The 16,774-nt window shown below is 42.4% G+C and carries 16 protein-coding genes and 1 rRNA gene; 9 read left to right on the plus strand and 8 right to left on the minus strand.

Annotated features, from left to right (window positions below):
- Positions 1 to 41: 41 nt before the first annotated feature.
- From AC0KVP_RS15810 to def, 4 genes are all read right to left on the minus strand, one after another.
- Positions 42 to 1,579 (minus strand): 16S ribosomal RNA (locus AC0KVP_RS15810).
- 711 nt (positions 1,580 to 2,290) lie between these two features.
- Entirely contained in the window at positions 2,291 to 4,318 is a 2,028-nt protein-coding gene (locus tag AC0KVP_RS15815) for a TonB-dependent copper receptor (protein ID WP_473337812.1), read from the minus strand.
- Positions 4,319 to 4,390: 72 nt separating this feature from the next.
- Positions 4,391 to 4,828, minus strand: a complete 438-nt coding sequence (locus AC0KVP_RS15820) for a DUF2946 family protein (RefSeq protein WP_078389804.1) — start codon at positions 4,826 to 4,828, stop codon at positions 4,391 to 4,393.
- Between the two features lie 82 nt (positions 4,829 to 4,910).
- The gene (gene def, locus AC0KVP_RS15825; RefSeq protein WP_473337815.1) at positions 4,911 to 5,441 is read right to left on the minus strand and encodes a peptide deformylase; all 531 of its coding nucleotides are present in this window, start codon (positions 5,439 to 5,441) and stop codon (positions 4,911 to 4,913) included.
- A 120-nt stretch (positions 5,442 to 5,561) separates the two neighbouring features.
- Here def and AC0KVP_RS15830 point away from each other — a divergent pair, with 120 nt between their 5' ends.
- Genes AC0KVP_RS15830 through tsaC form a run of 3 tightly spaced genes read left to right on the plus strand, consistent with a single transcriptional unit; the run spans position 5,562 to position 8,487 of the window.
- A complete protein-coding gene (locus AC0KVP_RS15830; protein WP_473337817.1) occupies positions 5,562 to 6,716 on the plus strand; it encodes a LysM peptidoglycan-binding domain-containing protein in 1,155 nt (384 codons plus the stop codon).
- Between the two features lie 22 nt (positions 6,717 to 6,738).
- Complete coding sequence (gene dprA / locus AC0KVP_RS15835) at positions 6,739 to 7,872, plus strand: DNA-processing protein DprA (RefSeq protein ID WP_473337819.1); 1,134 nt, start codon at positions 6,739 to 6,741, stop codon at positions 7,870 to 7,872.
- Between the two features lie 45 nt (positions 7,873 to 7,917).
- Entirely contained in the window at positions 7,918 to 8,487 is a 570-nt protein-coding gene (tsaC, locus tag AC0KVP_RS15840; RefSeq protein ID WP_004684448.1) for an L-threonylcarbamoyladenylate synthase type 1 TsaC, read from the plus strand.
- Positions 8,488 to 8,886: 399 nt separating this feature from the next.
- On the opposite strand, the gene AC0KVP_RS15845 is transcribed toward tsaC, so the two are convergent.
- Complete coding sequence (locus AC0KVP_RS15845; protein WP_087013942.1) at positions 8,887 to 9,807, minus strand: DMT family transporter; 921 nt, start codon at positions 9,805 to 9,807, stop codon at positions 8,887 to 8,889.
- 335 nt (positions 9,808 to 10,142) lie between these two features.
- Here AC0KVP_RS15845 and AC0KVP_RS15850 point away from each other — a divergent pair, with 335 nt between their 5' ends.
- The 6 genes from AC0KVP_RS15850 to AC0KVP_RS15875 all read left to right on the plus strand — a co-directional run bounded on the left by AC0KVP_RS15850 (position 10,143) and on the right by AC0KVP_RS15875 (position 14,214).
- Positions 10,143 to 10,697, plus strand: coding sequence for a hypothetical protein (locus AC0KVP_RS15850; protein ID WP_473337822.1), 555 nt, complete (start codon positions 10,143 to 10,145; stop codon positions 10,695 to 10,697).
- A 123-nt stretch (positions 10,698 to 10,820) separates the two neighbouring features.
- The gene (locus tag AC0KVP_RS15855; RefSeq protein WP_473337824.1) at positions 10,821 to 11,366 is read left to right on the plus strand and encodes a glutathione peroxidase; all 546 of its coding nucleotides are present in this window, start codon (positions 10,821 to 10,823) and stop codon (positions 11,364 to 11,366) included.
- 199 nt (positions 11,367 to 11,565) lie between these two features.
- The gene (locus AC0KVP_RS15860; protein WP_058868684.1) at positions 11,566 to 11,940 is read left to right on the plus strand and encodes an RcnB family protein; all 375 of its coding nucleotides are present in this window, start codon (positions 11,566 to 11,568) and stop codon (positions 11,938 to 11,940) included.
- 132 nt (positions 11,941 to 12,072) lie between these two features.
- Positions 12,073 to 12,663 carry a hypothetical protein gene (locus AC0KVP_RS15865; RefSeq protein WP_346312644.1) on the plus strand — a complete coding sequence of 197 codons (591 nt, stop codon included), beginning with the start codon at positions 12,073 to 12,075 and terminating at the stop codon, positions 12,661 to 12,663.
- 90 nt (positions 12,664 to 12,753) lie between these two features.
- Positions 12,754 to 13,197 carry an AAA family ATPase gene (locus tag AC0KVP_RS15870; RefSeq protein WP_010325655.1) on the plus strand — a complete coding sequence of 148 codons (444 nt, stop codon included), beginning with the start codon at positions 12,754 to 12,756 and terminating at the stop codon, positions 13,195 to 13,197.
- An 81-nt stretch (positions 13,198 to 13,278) separates the two neighbouring features.
- Positions 13,279 to 14,214 (plus strand): hypothetical protein, encoded by a 936-nt coding sequence (locus AC0KVP_RS15875; protein WP_473337827.1) that lies wholly within the window; start codon positions 13,279 to 13,281, stop codon positions 14,212 to 14,214.
- 31 nt (positions 14,215 to 14,245) lie between these two features.
- Here AC0KVP_RS15875 and AC0KVP_RS15880 read toward each other — a convergent pair whose 3' ends face one another.
- The 3 genes from AC0KVP_RS15880 to atpD form a co-directional block, all read right to left on the minus strand.
- The gene (locus AC0KVP_RS15880) at positions 14,246 to 14,566 is read right to left on the minus strand and encodes a hypothetical protein (RefSeq protein WP_087013932.1); all 321 of its coding nucleotides are present in this window, start codon (positions 14,564 to 14,566) and stop codon (positions 14,246 to 14,248) included.
- 356 nt (positions 14,567 to 14,922) lie between these two features.
- Positions 14,923 to 15,342: a F0F1 ATP synthase subunit epsilon gene (locus AC0KVP_RS15885; RefSeq protein ID WP_004684427.1), complete on the minus strand. Its 420-nt coding sequence runs from the start codon at positions 15,340 to 15,342 to the stop codon at positions 14,923 to 14,925.
- Between the two features lie 26 nt (positions 15,343 to 15,368).
- Positions 15,369 to 16,763: a F0F1 ATP synthase subunit beta gene (gene atpD / locus AC0KVP_RS15890; protein ID WP_004684425.1), complete on the minus strand. Its 1,395-nt coding sequence runs from the start codon at positions 16,761 to 16,763 to the stop codon at positions 15,369 to 15,371.
- Positions 16,764 to 16,774 lie beyond the last annotated feature (11 nt).

Raw genomic sequence — 16,774 nt, forward strand, 5'->3', positions numbered from 1 at the left:
AACAACTTGTTGTGGATTCTTACCAATCGTCAATCTTTCGTTAAGGAGGTGATCCAGCCGCAGGTTCCCCTACGGCTACCTTGTTACGACTTCACCCCAGTCATCGGCCACACCGTGGTAAGCGTCCTCCTTGCGGTTAGACTACCTACTTCTGGTGCAACAAATTCCCATGGTGTGACGGGCGGTGTGTACAAGGCCCGGGAACGTATTCACCGCGGCATTCTGATCCGCGATTACTAGCGATTCCGACTTCATGGAGTCGAGTTGCAGACTCCAATCCGGACTACGATCGGCTTTTTGAGATTAGCATCCTATCGCTAGGTAGCAACCCTTTGTACCGACCATTGTAGCACGTGTGTAGCCCTGGTCGTAAGGGCCATGATGACTTGACGTCGTCCCCGCCTTCCTCCAGTTTGTCACTGGCAGTATCCTTAAAGTTCCCGGCTTAACCCGCTGGCAAATAAGGAAAAGGGTTGCGCTCGTTGCGGGACTTAACCCAACATCTCACGACACGAGCTGACGACAGCCATGCAGCACCTGTATGTAAGTTCCCGAAGGCACCAATCCATCTCTGGAAAGTTCTTACTATGTCAAGACCAGGTAAGGTTCTTCGCGTTGCATCGAATTAAACCACATGCTCCACCGCTTGTGCGGGCCCCCGTCAATTCATTTGAGTTTTAGTCTTGCGACCGTACTCCCCAGGCGGTCTACTTATCGCGTTAGCTGCGCCACTAAAGCCTCAAAGGCCCCAACGGCTAGTAGACATCGTTTACGGCATGGACTACCAGGGTATCTAATCCTGTTTGCTCCCCATGCTTTCGTACCTCAGCGTCAGTATTAGGCCAGATGGCTGCCTTCGCCATCGGTATTCCTCCAGATCTCTACGCATTTCACCGCTACACCTGGAATTCTACCATCCTCTCCCATACTCTAGCTTCCCAGTATCGAATGCAATTCCTAAGTTAAGCTCAGGGATTTCACATCCGACTTAAAAAGCCGCCTACGCACGCTTTACGCCCAGTAAATCCGATTAACGCTCGCACCCTCTGTATTACCGCGGCTGCTGGCACAGAGTTAGCCGGTGCTTATTCTGCGAGTAACGTCCACTATCCAAGAGTATTAATCTCAGTAGCCTCCTCCTCGCTTAAAGTGCTTTACAACCAAAAGGCCTTCTTCACACACGCGGCATGGCTGGATCAGGCTTGCGCCCATTGTCCAATATTCCCCACTGCTGCCTCCCGTAGGAGTCTGGGCCGTGTCTCAGTCCCAGTGTGGCGGATCATCCTCTCAGACCCGCTACAGATCGTCGCCTTGGTAGGCCTTTACCCCACCAACTAGCTAATCTGACTTAGGCTCATCTATTAGCGCAAGGTCCGAAGATCCCCTGCTTTCCCCCGTAGGGCGTATGCGGTATTAGCATTCCTTTCGGAATGTTGTCCCCCACTAATAGGCAGATTCCTAAGCATTACTCACCCGTCCGCCGCTAGGTCAGGTAGCAAGCTACCCTTCCCCGCTCGACTTGCATGTGTTAAGCCTGCCGCCAGCGTTCAATCTGAGCCATGATCAAACTCTTCAGTTAAAATCATTAGTAGCTTATGGCTACAAATCTTGGCTCATCAATTTTCTGACAAATATTTCTCAAATAAACTTCGAGTAATTTTTACCATTCAATCAATGAAATATTTTCGATCGATCAATCAGTAAAAATCCACACAAGTTGTTCTTCATAATCTCTTAATGATCTTCTTGCTGATTCGTCATCAGCAAGCTAGGTCGGCTATACTACTCTCTTTCAAGAAGAAGTCAACTGGTTTTGTTAATTATTTTTAAACCTATTCAAGACTTCCAGATTCTACCGCTTGGGCTAAATCCTTGTTTCTCAACAAGTTTTAATCAACATCACCGCCGATGGATGTGCATTCTACAGCATTTCTAACCCCTTGCAACACCTTTTCTCAATAAATATTTCTGCATGTTTATTTTTCAAACTCATAAAAATATAAGTTACTGTTATTTATGCAAAATATTTTTTAATAAATTTATCTACTTCCTAGCTAGCGCCTTAAACCGCCCATCACATTCGCACAAATTAAACTTAATATATTGTTTTAATTAATTTAAATAGAAATATATCAAAGTAATATTTAAATATTTTATTTAAATCGCTTTTTCTTTCTACTTTTTATGGTGAATATCCGCTCACAATGCTGTTTTCTCACTCAATTTCTACCTTAAAACCAAAACAGCCATTCTATTTCTAGAATGGCTGTTTCCGATCATCTCAACATGTTTAGAACTTCATACTGATACGCGCCCAATAATTACGTCCAATATTATTGAATTGTTCGGTTGCAGCATAATCAAAACCTGAACTTCCAAGTTTATTCAAATGCTCGGCATAGTTTTGATTCAGCACATTATCTATTCCGACTGAAAGGTCTAAATCTTTTTGGATATTATAAGTCCCATTTAAAGACAAAGTTCCAAAACTTTTACTGTCTTCTAAATCGTATCCAATGATATTGCCTTCTCGATAACTGGTACGATCTTGTGCTGCCACCACACGCCATAACAAACCAAGATTATATTTCTCTTGCACATAACGTAGATTGAAACGCCCTTCTAATGGTGCAATTTGCGGTAAAGCGGTGTGATCCGTTGTATTTTCACCCCACGCATACATGGCACTGATATCCGCTTGAATTTGATCCGTCAACTGGTAAGCCACACCTACTTCAGCACCGGCAATGGTTGCATCGACATTTCGGCTACGAGCTTCATATTTCGTTTTACCCATAGAAATCACGGGTACATATTTAACTAATATATAGTCTTGAATTAAGCCTGCATAAACTGAAGCCCATGATTTAAATGCACCCTGTTCATATTGATAACCTGCATCAAACTGCGCGGTTTTTTCATTCTCTAAATCGGCAAAGGTCGTACCTGTACTTTGATGGTATTTGGTACTAAACAATTCCCAATAATCAGGCACACGCTCCACATAACCCAAACCTGCGTAAGTTTTAACATGTTCCGCAAGTTCACTTTCAATTCGAATAAAACCACTTGGCAGGGTTTCTTTACGCTCTGTATCAGTGGCTAAGTTATCGATCTTCGCTTGATCGACACGTGCACCTGTCACCAGTTTATGCTGATCATTGAATGCATAACTCAGTTCACCGAAAGCCCCATAAGACTCAAAATCCATATCTCCGATACGAGCTTTATTTTGATAAGGAGACATTAAACTACCACTACGTTTAGTGTGCTCATTTTTTTGACTATCAATACCTGAAATAAGTTGCAATTGTCCCCAGTCCTGCGTCATAGCAACCCGTGCATTTAAAGTCCTACGAGCAACATTTGAAGCCATCGGCATTGACATACCATCTGCGGGATTAAATTTTCGCAAACTAAAATTATCCATGACATGATCGTTATAGCTATAGTCAACTTGCGCTTCGACTTTCTTGATCACCTCGCCAATGTTTTTCTTTTCAACATGTAAACCTAGACTTTCACGAGCAAACTTAGAGCCATCCATGCTACGTCCAGCATAGACTGCCTCACCATCACTCTTCCCACCTTTCAGCTCTACCCATGTGTCCTCATTTGGAGTCCAGCCCAGCGCGAGATCTGTATTCCACTTTTCCCAATCGGACGGAACTGTATTGCCAGCGCCATCTTGATAGCTATCTGCAATCGAACGATTGGCATTTAAACGTGCGTATTTCGTTTCATCACCAACAGCGGCTTCAACATTCTGATCCAAACGACCATAAGAGCCAAGCATGACACTGGCTTGCCCGCGATAAGGTTTCGCCGAAGTGAGCTGCTCCGGATCACGTTCAAAAATAACGGTTGCGGCTGAGCCAGTATGCGCATACTGAACGGTTTGTGGCCCTTTTACGACTGTGATTTTGTCGTAGCTTTCAGGGGAGACATAAGAAGCTGGATTATCCATACGGCTTGGGCATGCACCTAAATTTTCCGTACCATCTGTGAGGATTTTAATACGTGAGCCAAACATACCGCGGAAGGTGACGTCACCATTCGCCCCGCCATTTTTGATTTGGTTAAAACCCACAATACTTTGTAGGTAGGCTGCACCATCAACCGCAGGAATTGGCTGAGTTGGTTGTTTAGGGTCAGCATGTACAATCAGACCATGGGCATCATTACCCTGCTGAGCCGTCACCACGATAGGCGCTAAAATGTGTGCGCTGTCTGCTTCAGCGGCAAATACTACGCTTGAAAAACAAGCAAGAGAAATCGCAGCCGCAAGAGGCTGTAAAAAGAATGTAGGCTGAGCCATTTTTATTCTCACTGAATCTATAAATATAACTAGGCTAGAGTCCGTTAAGACCCGAAAAATATATGTCTAGGTTTATACAAACAGTGGCGGTGCTCGCCCTTGAGGCAGTAAAAAGAGTTGTTGCAGTGCAAACCAAACATGCGCAAAGGCTTTTTGGAATGCAATTAAACGGACTTGAATACGGTCAAGTACCGCTTTTAACTCTAAATCAGGCGGCAACACGAGATTGCCATATACCGTACAGTATTGGCATTGATGACTTGCATCATGATGATTGTGTTCGGCAGGTTGTGAACTGAGTTCATGCTGAGCCTGCATTTCATGATGATGTGTGGAATGCTTTTCAGCATGAGAACTGAGATGTTCAACTGGTTTGAGTAAAAGCGCACGCGAAATGGTTTCACAAACCGGCGCAATTTGATATTGCGTCGGTAGCAAAGGCTGTAAAAAAACAGCAATCTGTAAAAACACGGCTACACAAGACAGTAGCAATGCAGCTCTAAAAAACAATCCATTCCACCCGAATTGAGAACGCGGCCAGTATAACAAAGCCCAATCGAAATTGGGCTTTGTTTATGAAATTTAGGAAAAATTAACGTTTTACAGCTACTTTGTCTTTTTGGCGTTGACGCGTGATTTTTTCTACTTTTTCACGTGCACGTTGACGCTTCAGTGGTGACAAATAGTCGACGAACAATTTGCCATTTAAGTGATCCATTTCATGTTGAATGCAAACAGCGAGAAGTTCGTCAGCTTCGATCTCAAATGCTTGACCTTCAAGGTTAATTGCTTCGATCTTTACGCGTGACGGGCGCTCAACTTTGTCGTATATTTGGGGAACTGATAGGCAGCCTTCTTCATAGGGCTGCGTTTCTTCAGTCAATGGGGTGACTTTGGGGTTAATGAATACCAAAGGTTGATCTTTATGTTCAGATAAGTCCATGACAATCAACTGAATATGACGATCAACTTGTGTCGCGGCAAGTCCAATGCCTGGCGCTTCATACATGGTTTCAAACATATCTGCAGCCAGCTGACGAATTTCATCAGTAACTTCTTCGACGGGTTCTGCAATGGTACGAAGACGGGGATCAGGAAAACTTAAAATAGGTAATAAGGCCATACTGCGTCCTCAATTATGCCATTGATCAAAAAACCAAATGAAGGGAATGCTTGATCAAAAAAATGTGTGTAATATCGTTATTATAACGCAACTACATACATAATTTTAGGAATTATGATAATGAAAAAGGTTTTTATGGGCATGCCATCTTTTAGTGCCTTGGGGTTTAAACAACACATGTTAGCACTTGCAGTTTGCGTAAGTGTTGGCGCAGGCATCATTTCAACAGCTCAAGCTGCGCCTACACGAAATTACAATCCGCCTGCTTTAAAAGCCAATGCACCAAATGTTTATGTGGTGAAAAAAGGCGATACCCTGTGGGATATTTCTAAACGTTTTCTAAATAATCCTGTGCGTTGGCCTGAAATTTGGGCCAGCAATAGACACGTCAAAAATCCGCATTGGATTTTCCCGGGTGACCGCTTACTGATGTGTACTCATGAAGGCCGTCCAATTATTGGTAAAGATGAAGGTGATGGCTGTGAAGGGATCATTCGTCGTTATACAGGCGGCACTAAACTTCAACCTCAAGCACGTGTTGAATCTTTAAACAATGCCATTCCTGTCATTCCACTGGAATACATTAAAAACTGGCTTGAACACAGTACCATTCTTTCCGAGGAATCTTTGGAAGGTACACCGTATATTGTGGGTGCTGCCGATCAGCGTGTGATTGCAGGTAAAGGTCAAACCGTTTATGCACGTGGCCAAGGCATTGAAGTCGGTCAACGCTACGCGATTTACCGTGAAGGCGAACCATACATTGTGACGGATACAGAGGGCAAAAAACAAAATCTAGGTCTAGAATTGACTCAGGTTGGTTCAGCCATTGCCATTCGTGGTGAAAATGACATGTCCACTTTAGAAATTACAGACTCGTATAATTCTGAAGTACGTCGTGGTTATCGCGTACTGCCTGAATACGATGCCATGCTTCCAACCTTGTTCTACCCAACGCATGCACAAGATGTGACTGGTGGTGGACAAGTGATTCGCGTTCAAGGTTCGATTGGGCTAGCTGCGAAGCATTCAGTTGTAACCATTGACCGTGGCACAGTGGATGGCGTTCAATCGGGTTATGTGTTCTCGGTTAGTCAAAAGGGTCAAGAAATTCGTGATCCGAAAACCAATGAAAAACTTACCCTTCCAACGGAACGTATCGGCAACATCATGGTATTTAAAACCTTTGACCGTGTCAGCTATGCTTATGTGCTCGACAGCGAACTACCAATGAACTTGGGTGCGAAACTTTCTCCCTCTGTAGTGGATGAATAATCCGTTGCCTTAAGGTGTATATATGCTGAACTCTTTATCACATGAACAGATTGCAACAATCACCCTGTGGTATTTAGTTCAGCATTCTTTATCGAGCTTTCAAAAACTACAGCAGCATTTTGGCACAAGCACAAAAGCTGTTGCTGCCTCCAATCTTCAGATCTGGCCAAATCTTGGCTTACACAAAAGCCATCTACAACGTGTCGCAGAAATCCAAACACCTGCTGGCCAAATCAAATTACAAACTTTACTGCAGGACGTCCAAGCCAGCTGTGATTTTATTTTGCTTGATAGTGAAAGTCATTATCCCTCGCAGCTGCTGCCCTATGCTGACCGGCCACCGATTTTATTTGGTCAGGGTAATCCACAAAGCCTATTACAACCTCAAGTTGCTATCGTCGGTAGTCGAAAACCCAGTCCGCACGGCAAACAAGTGGCTTATGACTTTGCTTATTACCTCGCCGAAAAAGGCTTTTATATTTGCAGTGGTTTGGCTGAAGGCATTGATGCAGCGGCGCATCAGGGCGGCTTAAAACATCAACGTACCATTGCAGTGATGGGCACGGGCTTAGATCTCACCTACCCTTCCCAACATCAAACACTGCGTACGCAAATATTAGAAAATAATGGCTGTATTATTACTGAGTTTTTACCTCAAACCCCGCCTTTAAAACGTAATTTCCCACGGCGAAACCGCATCGTCAGTGCGCTGAGTTTAGGAGTTGTGGTTGCAGAAGCAGCACTCGAAAGTGGCTCTCTTGGCACAGCCAAGTCTGCTGCTGAACAAGGCAAGACGATTTTTGCGATCCCCGGTCATATTTACAGTGAACACCATCAAGGCTGCCATCAACTGATCCGAGAAGGGGCGATTTTGGTCGATCATCCTGAGCAAATCATTGAAGATTTGGCACTCCCCACTCAATGGCATAGCCAATCCCAGTCGCAAGAAACCATCCCAAGCGCTAGTATTGAGATCCCATCTGATTTACTCGAACTTTATAATCAACTGGATTGGGTGGGACAAAATATGGATCAACTTAATTTCAAACTTAACACCGATATTGCCACACTCACTAGCCAGTTAATGGAACTGGAGATTTTGGGGCTCGCACAACAACAGGCTGGTAATTATCTGCGTTGCCGTTCCAGCCAATAAGGTTCACAATAACCCTTTATGAATCAATAAAAGGTACAAAGTGTAATGATTACCACCTCTGTGACTGAAGCGGCGCAATGTTTAAAACAAGGTCAAGTTTTAGCATATCCAACAGAAGCAGTATGGGGTTTAGGCTGTGATCCGTATAACGAACAGGCCTTTCTAGATATTTTGCAGATTAAGCAACGCCCGATTGAAAAAGGGGTAATTTTACTGGCTGGGCAAATTGCTCAAGTTGAACCGCTTTTAGAACATTTAGATCCCCACATCCGTCAACAAGTGATCGACAGCTGGAGTGATCGTAGTCCATCAGAACGCGCAACCACGTGGTTGTTACCTGCAAATGAACATATTCCAACATGGATTAAAGGCAATCACCCTAAAGTTGCTGTACGGGTAACCACGCATCCGATTTGTGTGGCACTTTGCAATGCCTTTCAAGGCTTTATTGTCTCCACCAGTGCCAACCCCGCTGGATTATCACCTGCCCGTTCACTACAAGATGCTAACCAATACTTTGCGCAACAGGTCAATTATCTGAATGGCGATCTAGGCTTGAGCCAAGAACCGAGTCGCATACTCGATGCCGAAACTGGAGCAGTGGTTCGTGCCTAAAAGCATGCTCTTTCTCAGGATTTTTACTGAAAAATAGACAAAAAAAAGCTCAGCCATATAGGGATGGCTGAGCATAAAAAAGGATGTGTAATCACATCCAGAGGGTCTGAAAACTGATGAGCAAACACTTAATGCCCGTTTTGACATTGGCCTAAGTTTGCAGTGCGCGTATTATGTAGCAAATTGCTTTTCTAAACAAATAGATTTTTTATATTAAAAACAGCGTTAAAACGCTGATTAATGGAGATAATTAAATTATAATTCAAATTATCTACCTATTTTTAATCAGCTTTTGCATACATTAAATACATTCATCATCTAAAATAGCATTAATAAATTAACTTATTAATGAATTATTCTATTAAAAAAATAATTTAAATGGTTATTTTTCAATCAATATCAATCCATCGAGTTTGCTAAAGGTGGCGTTTTTAATGCTGTTTTACGCTGTGCCAGTAAAATACCACAGATAATGACCACTCCACCGACCGTATGATAAACCGTCCACGCCTCTTTCAACCAGACATAGGCAATCACTGCGGTAAAGACTGGCATCAAGTTCATGAAAATACTGGTTCGATTCGGCCCTAAATGGGTAATGGCCAACATCCACAGTAAAGGGGCAACTAAGGAAGGAAAAATGCTGGCATACATAACACTTGCCGCATTTTGACTATTGATTGAATCGAGACCGAAATAGGCAATAAAAGGTAAATGGTAAAGCAGTGCAAAAAAGATCTGCACATAGAGGCTCAACATCAAGGGAATTTGCAATTGCCACTTTTTCAAAAACACCCCATAAAAGGCATAAAAGAATACCGCAACCACCATCAGGACATCACCCAAATGCCCACCCGATTGAACTAAGCCTGCAAGATTGCCCTGCCCAATGATATAAACCAAACCTGCAAAAGATAAAATACTACCGATCATCGCAAAACGATTTGGAATATCTTTTAAGATCAGCAGTGAAACAAAAATGGTAAAGATCGGAATAAAGGCATTAATCAGTCCCATATTGGTCGCGGTCGTATAGTGCGCAGCGGTATAGGCTAAGCCCTGATACAACACTAGACCAAATGCACTTAGCACTGCCAACTGACCCAAATGCGCTCGGATTAATGCCCACTGCCGACATAAAGGTCGCACGACAAAAGGCGTTAACAGAATGAAGGCAAAGAACCAACGATAAAAACTAATACTGACTGGCGAAATAAAATCAGCTACATAACGCGTAACGACAATATTGATCGACCAAATGAGTACGGCAATGATAGGCAGACTCAAAGCCCAATACATACGTTGTGGTGTGGTACTCATTCTTTTTCCCGTTTAGCTTTTGTTTGCAAAATTTAAATGAATGGTAAAACATTTTTATGATTTATTCGAATATCATTTGGGTATCACACATAATTGATACATTTATCTTAAAATATAAAATTGATAAAAAACAGAATATTAAGATAACATAAAACTATACATTTCAATAAATTGATGCATTTCAGCAGCTTCACTCTACAAAAACACCATAGAACAATGTCAACGATCTCTGCATCGTATTGATGCTGTTCTAGCGAACGTATTTTTTAATTGATTGGTCATTGCTCTTAGGCTCTGGCCTACAAAAACATATTTCCCGATAGAAGGATGTCGTTATGAAAAAGTTACTTTTAACCACAGTTTGTATGGCCACACTCACGTTGGCTGCGTGCGAAAAAAAAGGAACTGAGCCAGCCGTTGAACAAACGACGTCTGCATCTGAAGCGACCTCAACCGAAGCAACCACTATCGTTGCTAATCACAGCAATAACAATATTGCCGATATTCAAGCCGATTTGTTAGCCGTACAAACGCTATCGAATGCCAAAGCTCAAGAAGCCGTTGCGTTTCAAAAAGAAGTAAGTGCGGCCTTAGAGAAAAAGGATCCCGCTCAAATTAAAACCATGGTTGAAAAAACAGAAACCTATGTGAAGCAATTTAATGATGAATTAGATGCCTTAACCTTAAAAAGTGCTGAAGTAGATGCTTTACGTGAAAAAATGCAGGACGCCAATGATCTGGGTGTAGAACTCACCAAAGAAAGTACAGATGCAACGCCAGATAGCGCGAAAATCACCGAACTCCAAAACAAAGCGACTGAATTGCAGAAATCGATCATTGCTGACGTAACAGCTTTGGAAGCGAAAGTCAAAGCTTCTCCAGCGTCTTAATGACCTCCCTGCCCTTTAAAGCAAGCCTCGGCTTGCTTTTTTGTTGCGATCAATCCGCAAATGGGCGTGACTTTGTCGAACGCTTCCAACACAATAAAATGCACATCGTATAAGGACACGCAAATGAGCACTTCGATTTATAATATTCCAGTCAAATCCATTCAGGGCGAAGAGATCAACTTAAACCAATACCAAGGTAAAGTTCTCTTGGTGGTGAATGTGGCATCTAAATGTGGCCTCACACCGCAGTACGAAGGTTTAGAAAAACTCTATCAAGACAAAAAATCACAGGGTTTAGAGATTCTAGGTTTTCCTGCCAACAATTTCTTGGCACAAGAACCAGGTTCAGATGCTGAAATTCAAGAATTCTGCTCTTTAAACTATCAAGTGGATTTCCCGCTTTTTTCAAAAATCTCGGTTGCTGGGGATGATAAGCATCCGTTATATGAAACGCTCACCCACGCGGTGCCTGAACGTATCGGTGAAGGCCCTTGGTGGAAAGACTTGGTGGACTATGGTTTAACACCGAACGAACCACCTGAAGTGCTGTGGAACTTTGAGAAATTCTTAATCAATAAAAATGGCGAAGTGGTTGCGCGTTTTGCACCGGACATTACGGCCAATGATCCGCGTATTGTCGATGCCATCAATGCCGAATTGGCCAAATAAGCCTGAAGCTGTTTATAAGCAGTCGAATTTAACGGCTGCTTATATTTTTATTTTTTTAAATGAGTAATGACACTCGAATCGGTTCGATCTTCATAATTTTTTCTTTATTTTTATAATTTTACAACACTTCATTCACGATCAATCAAACACTTCACTCTATGATACATCTATCCGCTCAAGACAACCCGAAGTGAAGCTCATGAATACCTTTATAAAAGCAGCAGTTTTATCTATCTCAACCGCATTGATTGCCCTGCCTGCACTAGCAGCACCACAAGAACAACATCAGCAACATCAAACCGCTCAGTCACATGGACAAGCGCAAAAGCATACTTCAAATGGCCATCAACAACCAACCCAAGCCACTGTCAAAAAAGCCAAGCGTCCATCTCAAGACTGGAAAGCAGGTCAAAAACTCCCAAGCGCTTACCATAGCAATGCCTATAAAGTAGATCACCAAAAATACAAAAAACTCAGTAAACCAGGTAAAAACCAACAGTGGATTAAAGTGAATGGCGACTATGTACTGACAGACATTCGCAATCATTCCATTATTAAAATCATTGCTGGCTAAACTGCTGTAAATGAAGAGTGCTCAGGCACTCTTTTTATTTTAAAAAGTTTTGTTATGACTTTGAAACCCAGCATTTTATCTACACATTTTGCCCTTATATTAAAAAACACATAGCCCAATATTGATTTGATGATGAAAAAGCTTTTACAAAACTTGGTTCTTCCTTTTGCACTGTTTAGTTCAGGCATCCTACTCATTGGCTGTGAGCAAGCAACAGAGCCGAATCAGCAAGACATCCAGACTGAGTCATCTGAGCAACACCAATCAGCGAATACACAAAGTCCTGAAAAAGCTGAACTGAAAAGTGGCAACATGCTCTATATCGTGCGTGATGTGGCAGATATGCAATTAAAAGCAGGCGAATATGTCACTCAGCTGCAAGAAACCCAAAGTGATTTGCAGTCCGCAATTGAACAGCACGATCAACAACAGTTGCAACACGCCGCGACAGCTTTACAACAACAGCTCACAGGTTTCAATAATGCCTTGAATGGTCTGAATCTTAAAACCCAAGAAATCAATGATATCCGTGAAAAATTACTGTCTGCCAACCAACAAGTGTTAGATTCACCTTTTTTAAATGGACAGGTGGATTTTAGCCAAGTCGACTTTAAAAAGATGCAACAGCAAATGGGCACTATTCAATCTGAAATGTTGAAATTGGCTTCAATGATGATTCCTCAGCAAGCTGAGAATGATAGCTCAAACACAAACCAATCTTAAAACATTTAAATAGTGGTGCTTTCAACAATAGAGTAGGAGAAAATGACTACAACCGTTTTTTCCTACTTTGATTGAGGCACGATTTCACACATGCAGCTGATTATTTTTATGGGCATCCAAGCTTCGGGAAAATCGAGCTATTATCTGTTGAATTTGGCACATAGCCATTTGCGCATCAACCTCGATATGCTGAAAACACGGCATCGTGAAAAAATCATTTTTGAAGCAGGACTGGCCTCAAAAACCAAAATGGTGATTGATAATACCAACCCTACGCTAGCCGATCGGGCGCGTTATATTGCCAATGCTCAGGCCGCAGGCTTTGAAATTGTTGGCTATTTCTTTGAGACTGAGCTTAAAGGTGCACTGGAACGCAACCACTTACGTGAAGGCAAAGCCTGCATTCCCGAAGTCGGGATCAGAGCCACCGCTCAAAAATTTGAACCACCACACTATGCTGAAGGCTTTGATGCACTGTATAAAGTTCGTATTCTTGGGCAAGGTGAATTTTCAATTTTACCCATACAGATTTGAAGCTTTAATGAAAAAACATTAACTATTTCTCATTTTTAAGCTACCATGTACAAATAAGAAACACAGAAAAACATTTTTATAATGAAAAAAGTCATTCTTGTGATCGCCTGTTTAGCAATCATCGTCTTTGGCGGGATGCACTTTTTAATGCCTGAAAAAACCACGCCACACTTAACCCAGTTTTTTTCTAAAGAGCATAAAGAAGTTCAACGTATTCAGGACTGGCTCAAATACAAACAACAGCAGCAGTTACTTTTGGTCGATGTTGTAAGCCCTGTCAGCCCCAAACAACAAAGCGCTTATACTGAATACATCAAACAAAAAATTGAGTTCAACCAGCAAAATATTCAGCGCCTGCAGCTCAGCCGCTATCAAAGCAAAGCGTTTAAAGAGCTACAACAGCTCGAAATTCATGCGCTAGAACAATGGAATAACTTATTTCAAACGCATATTGTAGATGCCTTCATTGAACAGCAACATTTCACTGAAATTCCAGCCGAAGAATACCAACAATTTGATGCTGAAGCGCGCTATGCCTTACAAAAGCAAGAAGTTTTGGTTCTCGAACACTTACAACAATTGCTGCAACACAACAGCCCATATCTGTCTGACATCGATCATAGCCTACTCAGCGATTGGCTTTATTACCAACTAATGCAACATGAAATTCATCCAGTTATCTCTGAATGGTTGGAAGTCGAAACAGATATGCCTGATCGAAGCCGTCAAGATGCAATGCAAGACCTGAGACTATATAAGCGGTTTAACCCCAATACCGATGAATATAAGTACATCATGTCACTCGAAACACAGCTTTGGCATGCCGAACACCCATCTTCAAATTTGCTTGCACAGCCGTCCAATACCATGTCCAATTCGGATATCGAAATCGATCCAGAGATTGTGATTCCTGAAGATGAACCTCAAGTTGAGCAAATCAAAAAATTGATTGAGACTCAACACGATACCGTTAGCCGCATGATGTTCAGCCAATTGCGTCAAAGCTTTTTGAAATAAATTTAAAATAATGCTTTGAGCTCACACCTCATCAAAACGAAGACTGTTCCTGAGTTTTGCTCTGCGCTAACCAATCTTTAAAGGCCTTTTGCATAGCGTGACGCTCATATGGCTTGGCTAAACGTGATTCCATCATTGAGAAATCACCTTTATAAGCTGCTTCAATCATGGCTTTGGTCAGCTCCTGAATGCTCGCGCGACCCCGATGTTCATATTGCAATATTTCTTCTGAAGTCAGTACCAAGTCCCAACACGACACCACTGAACTCATATCGACTGCGATACTCAGATAATAATGCTCAAAATCTTGGTAAAGTTCCCAAAAGTGGGATTCATGTGCAATCAGGTTCATCTTCATCTTCGCTTACAGAGAAGCTTTCAAAATATAACGTCTATTGAATAAAAGATATGCAACTTTAGATAGCTATGTCCTTGCTTAACGAAATATATCAATCATAGGAGCATTGATTCAGATGAATTTTAAAAATTGTGTATTCAAAATATTCTACAAGCCAGCATACAGTTAAAAGACGAAGCACTATCATGCAAAACAAAGATTACGCGTATATAACAGACCGATCTAATCCATTTGAACAATGGTAACCCAAAAACCAAAAATTCATAATGAAATAAGCAATTGACGCATTTTTATCAACAGACATAAAAAAAGCCACCTTTCGGTGGCTTTTTTTAATCTCAAACCGTCTCTTATTGAGCGCGGTTTTTGATTTTGCGGATGGTTTCCAACTGAGCAGCAGTTTCTGCAAGAGCAGCCAAAGCAGCAGCCGAGTCCAAATCGCTCTTTTGATTTGCAAGCAATTGTTCAGCGTGTTTACGCGCTTCAAGAATTGCTGCTTCATCTAAGTTTTCTGCACGGACTGCAGTATCTGCAAGAACCGTAACAACATGCGGTTGAACTTCTAAAACACCACCAGATACATAGATTAACTCTTCTGTACCGTTTTCAAGCAGAACACGGATTGTACCCGGCTTGAGTAAAGTTACTAGTGGCGCGTGACCAGGCATAATACCTAATTCACCACCAGCACCTTTAGCAATTAGCATCGTTACAGCGCCAGAGTACAAAGACTCTTGAACACTTACAACATCACACTGCATAGTCGACATGAGAATCTCCTAAATTAGGTAACTAATTAAAGTTTCTCAGCTTTAGCAATTACTTCGTCAATACCACCAACCATATAGAACGCTTGTTCTGGAATGTGGTCATATTCACCAGCTAAAAGACCTTTAAAGCCACGAATCGTTTCTTTAAGCGGTACAAGTTTACCAGGAGCACCAGTAAACACTTCAGCTACGTGGAACGGTTGAGAGAAGAAACGTTGGATTTTACGCGCGCGGTAAACAGTCAACTTATCTTCTTCTGCAAGTTCGTCCATACCAAGAATCGCGATGATGTCTTTCAATTCTTTATAACGTTGAAGAACGTTTTGAACTGAACGAGCGATCTCGTAATGCTCAGCACCCACTACTAGTGGATCTAACTGACGTGAAGTTGAGTCAAGTGGATCGATCGCTGGGTAAATACCAGAAGATGCGATGTCACGGCTCAATACTACAGTTGCATCTAAGTGAGCAAAGGTAGTTGCAGGCGATGGATCTGTTAAGTCATCGGCAGGTACGTATACCGCTTGGATTGACGTAATCGAACCAGACTTAGTCGATGTAATACGTTCTTGAAGAACACCCATCTCTTCTGCAAGTGTCGGTTGGTAACCTACTGCAGATGGCATACGACCTAGAAGTGCTGATACTTCAGTACCTGCTAGTGTATAACGGTAGATGTTGTCTACGAACAATAGTACGTCACGGCCTTTGCCGTTTTCGTCTTTCTCGTCACGGAAGTACTCAGCCATCGTCAAACCAGTCAACGCTACGCGTAAACGGTTACCCGGTGGCTCGTTCATCTGACCGTAGACCATTGCTACTTTGTCTAGAACGTTTGAGTCTTTCATCTCGTGATAGAAGTCATTACCTTCACGAGTACGCTCACCAACACCAGCAAACACAGATAAACCTGAGTGCGCTTTAGCGATGTTGTTGATCAACTCCATCATGTTTACAGTTTTACCAACACCGGCACCACCGAACAGACCAACTTTACCACCTTTAGCAAACGGGCATAGCAAGTCGATGACTTTAATACCAGTTTCTAAAAGGTCAGTAGAAGCTGCTTGTTCAGCATAAGAAGGTGCTTGACGGTGAATCGGCAAACGCGCTTCAGTCGCAACTGGACCAGCTTCGTCGATTGGGCGACCAAGAACGTCCATGATACGACCCAAAGTCGCTGTACCCACTGGTACAGAGATTGGAGCGTTAGTATTCGTTACGTTCAAACCACGCTTAAGGCCTTCAGTAGAACCCATTGCAATAGTACGAACTACGCCATCACCAAGTTGTTGCTGAACTTCTAATGTAGTTTCAGTGCCATCAACGTGGAGAGCGTCATAGATCTTAGGAACGCTGTTACGTTCAAACTCGACGTCGATAACCGCGCCGATGATCTGAATGATACGACCGCTACTCATTGCTGTCTCCT

The organism is Acinetobacter sp. DL27 (assembly GCF_055810995.1).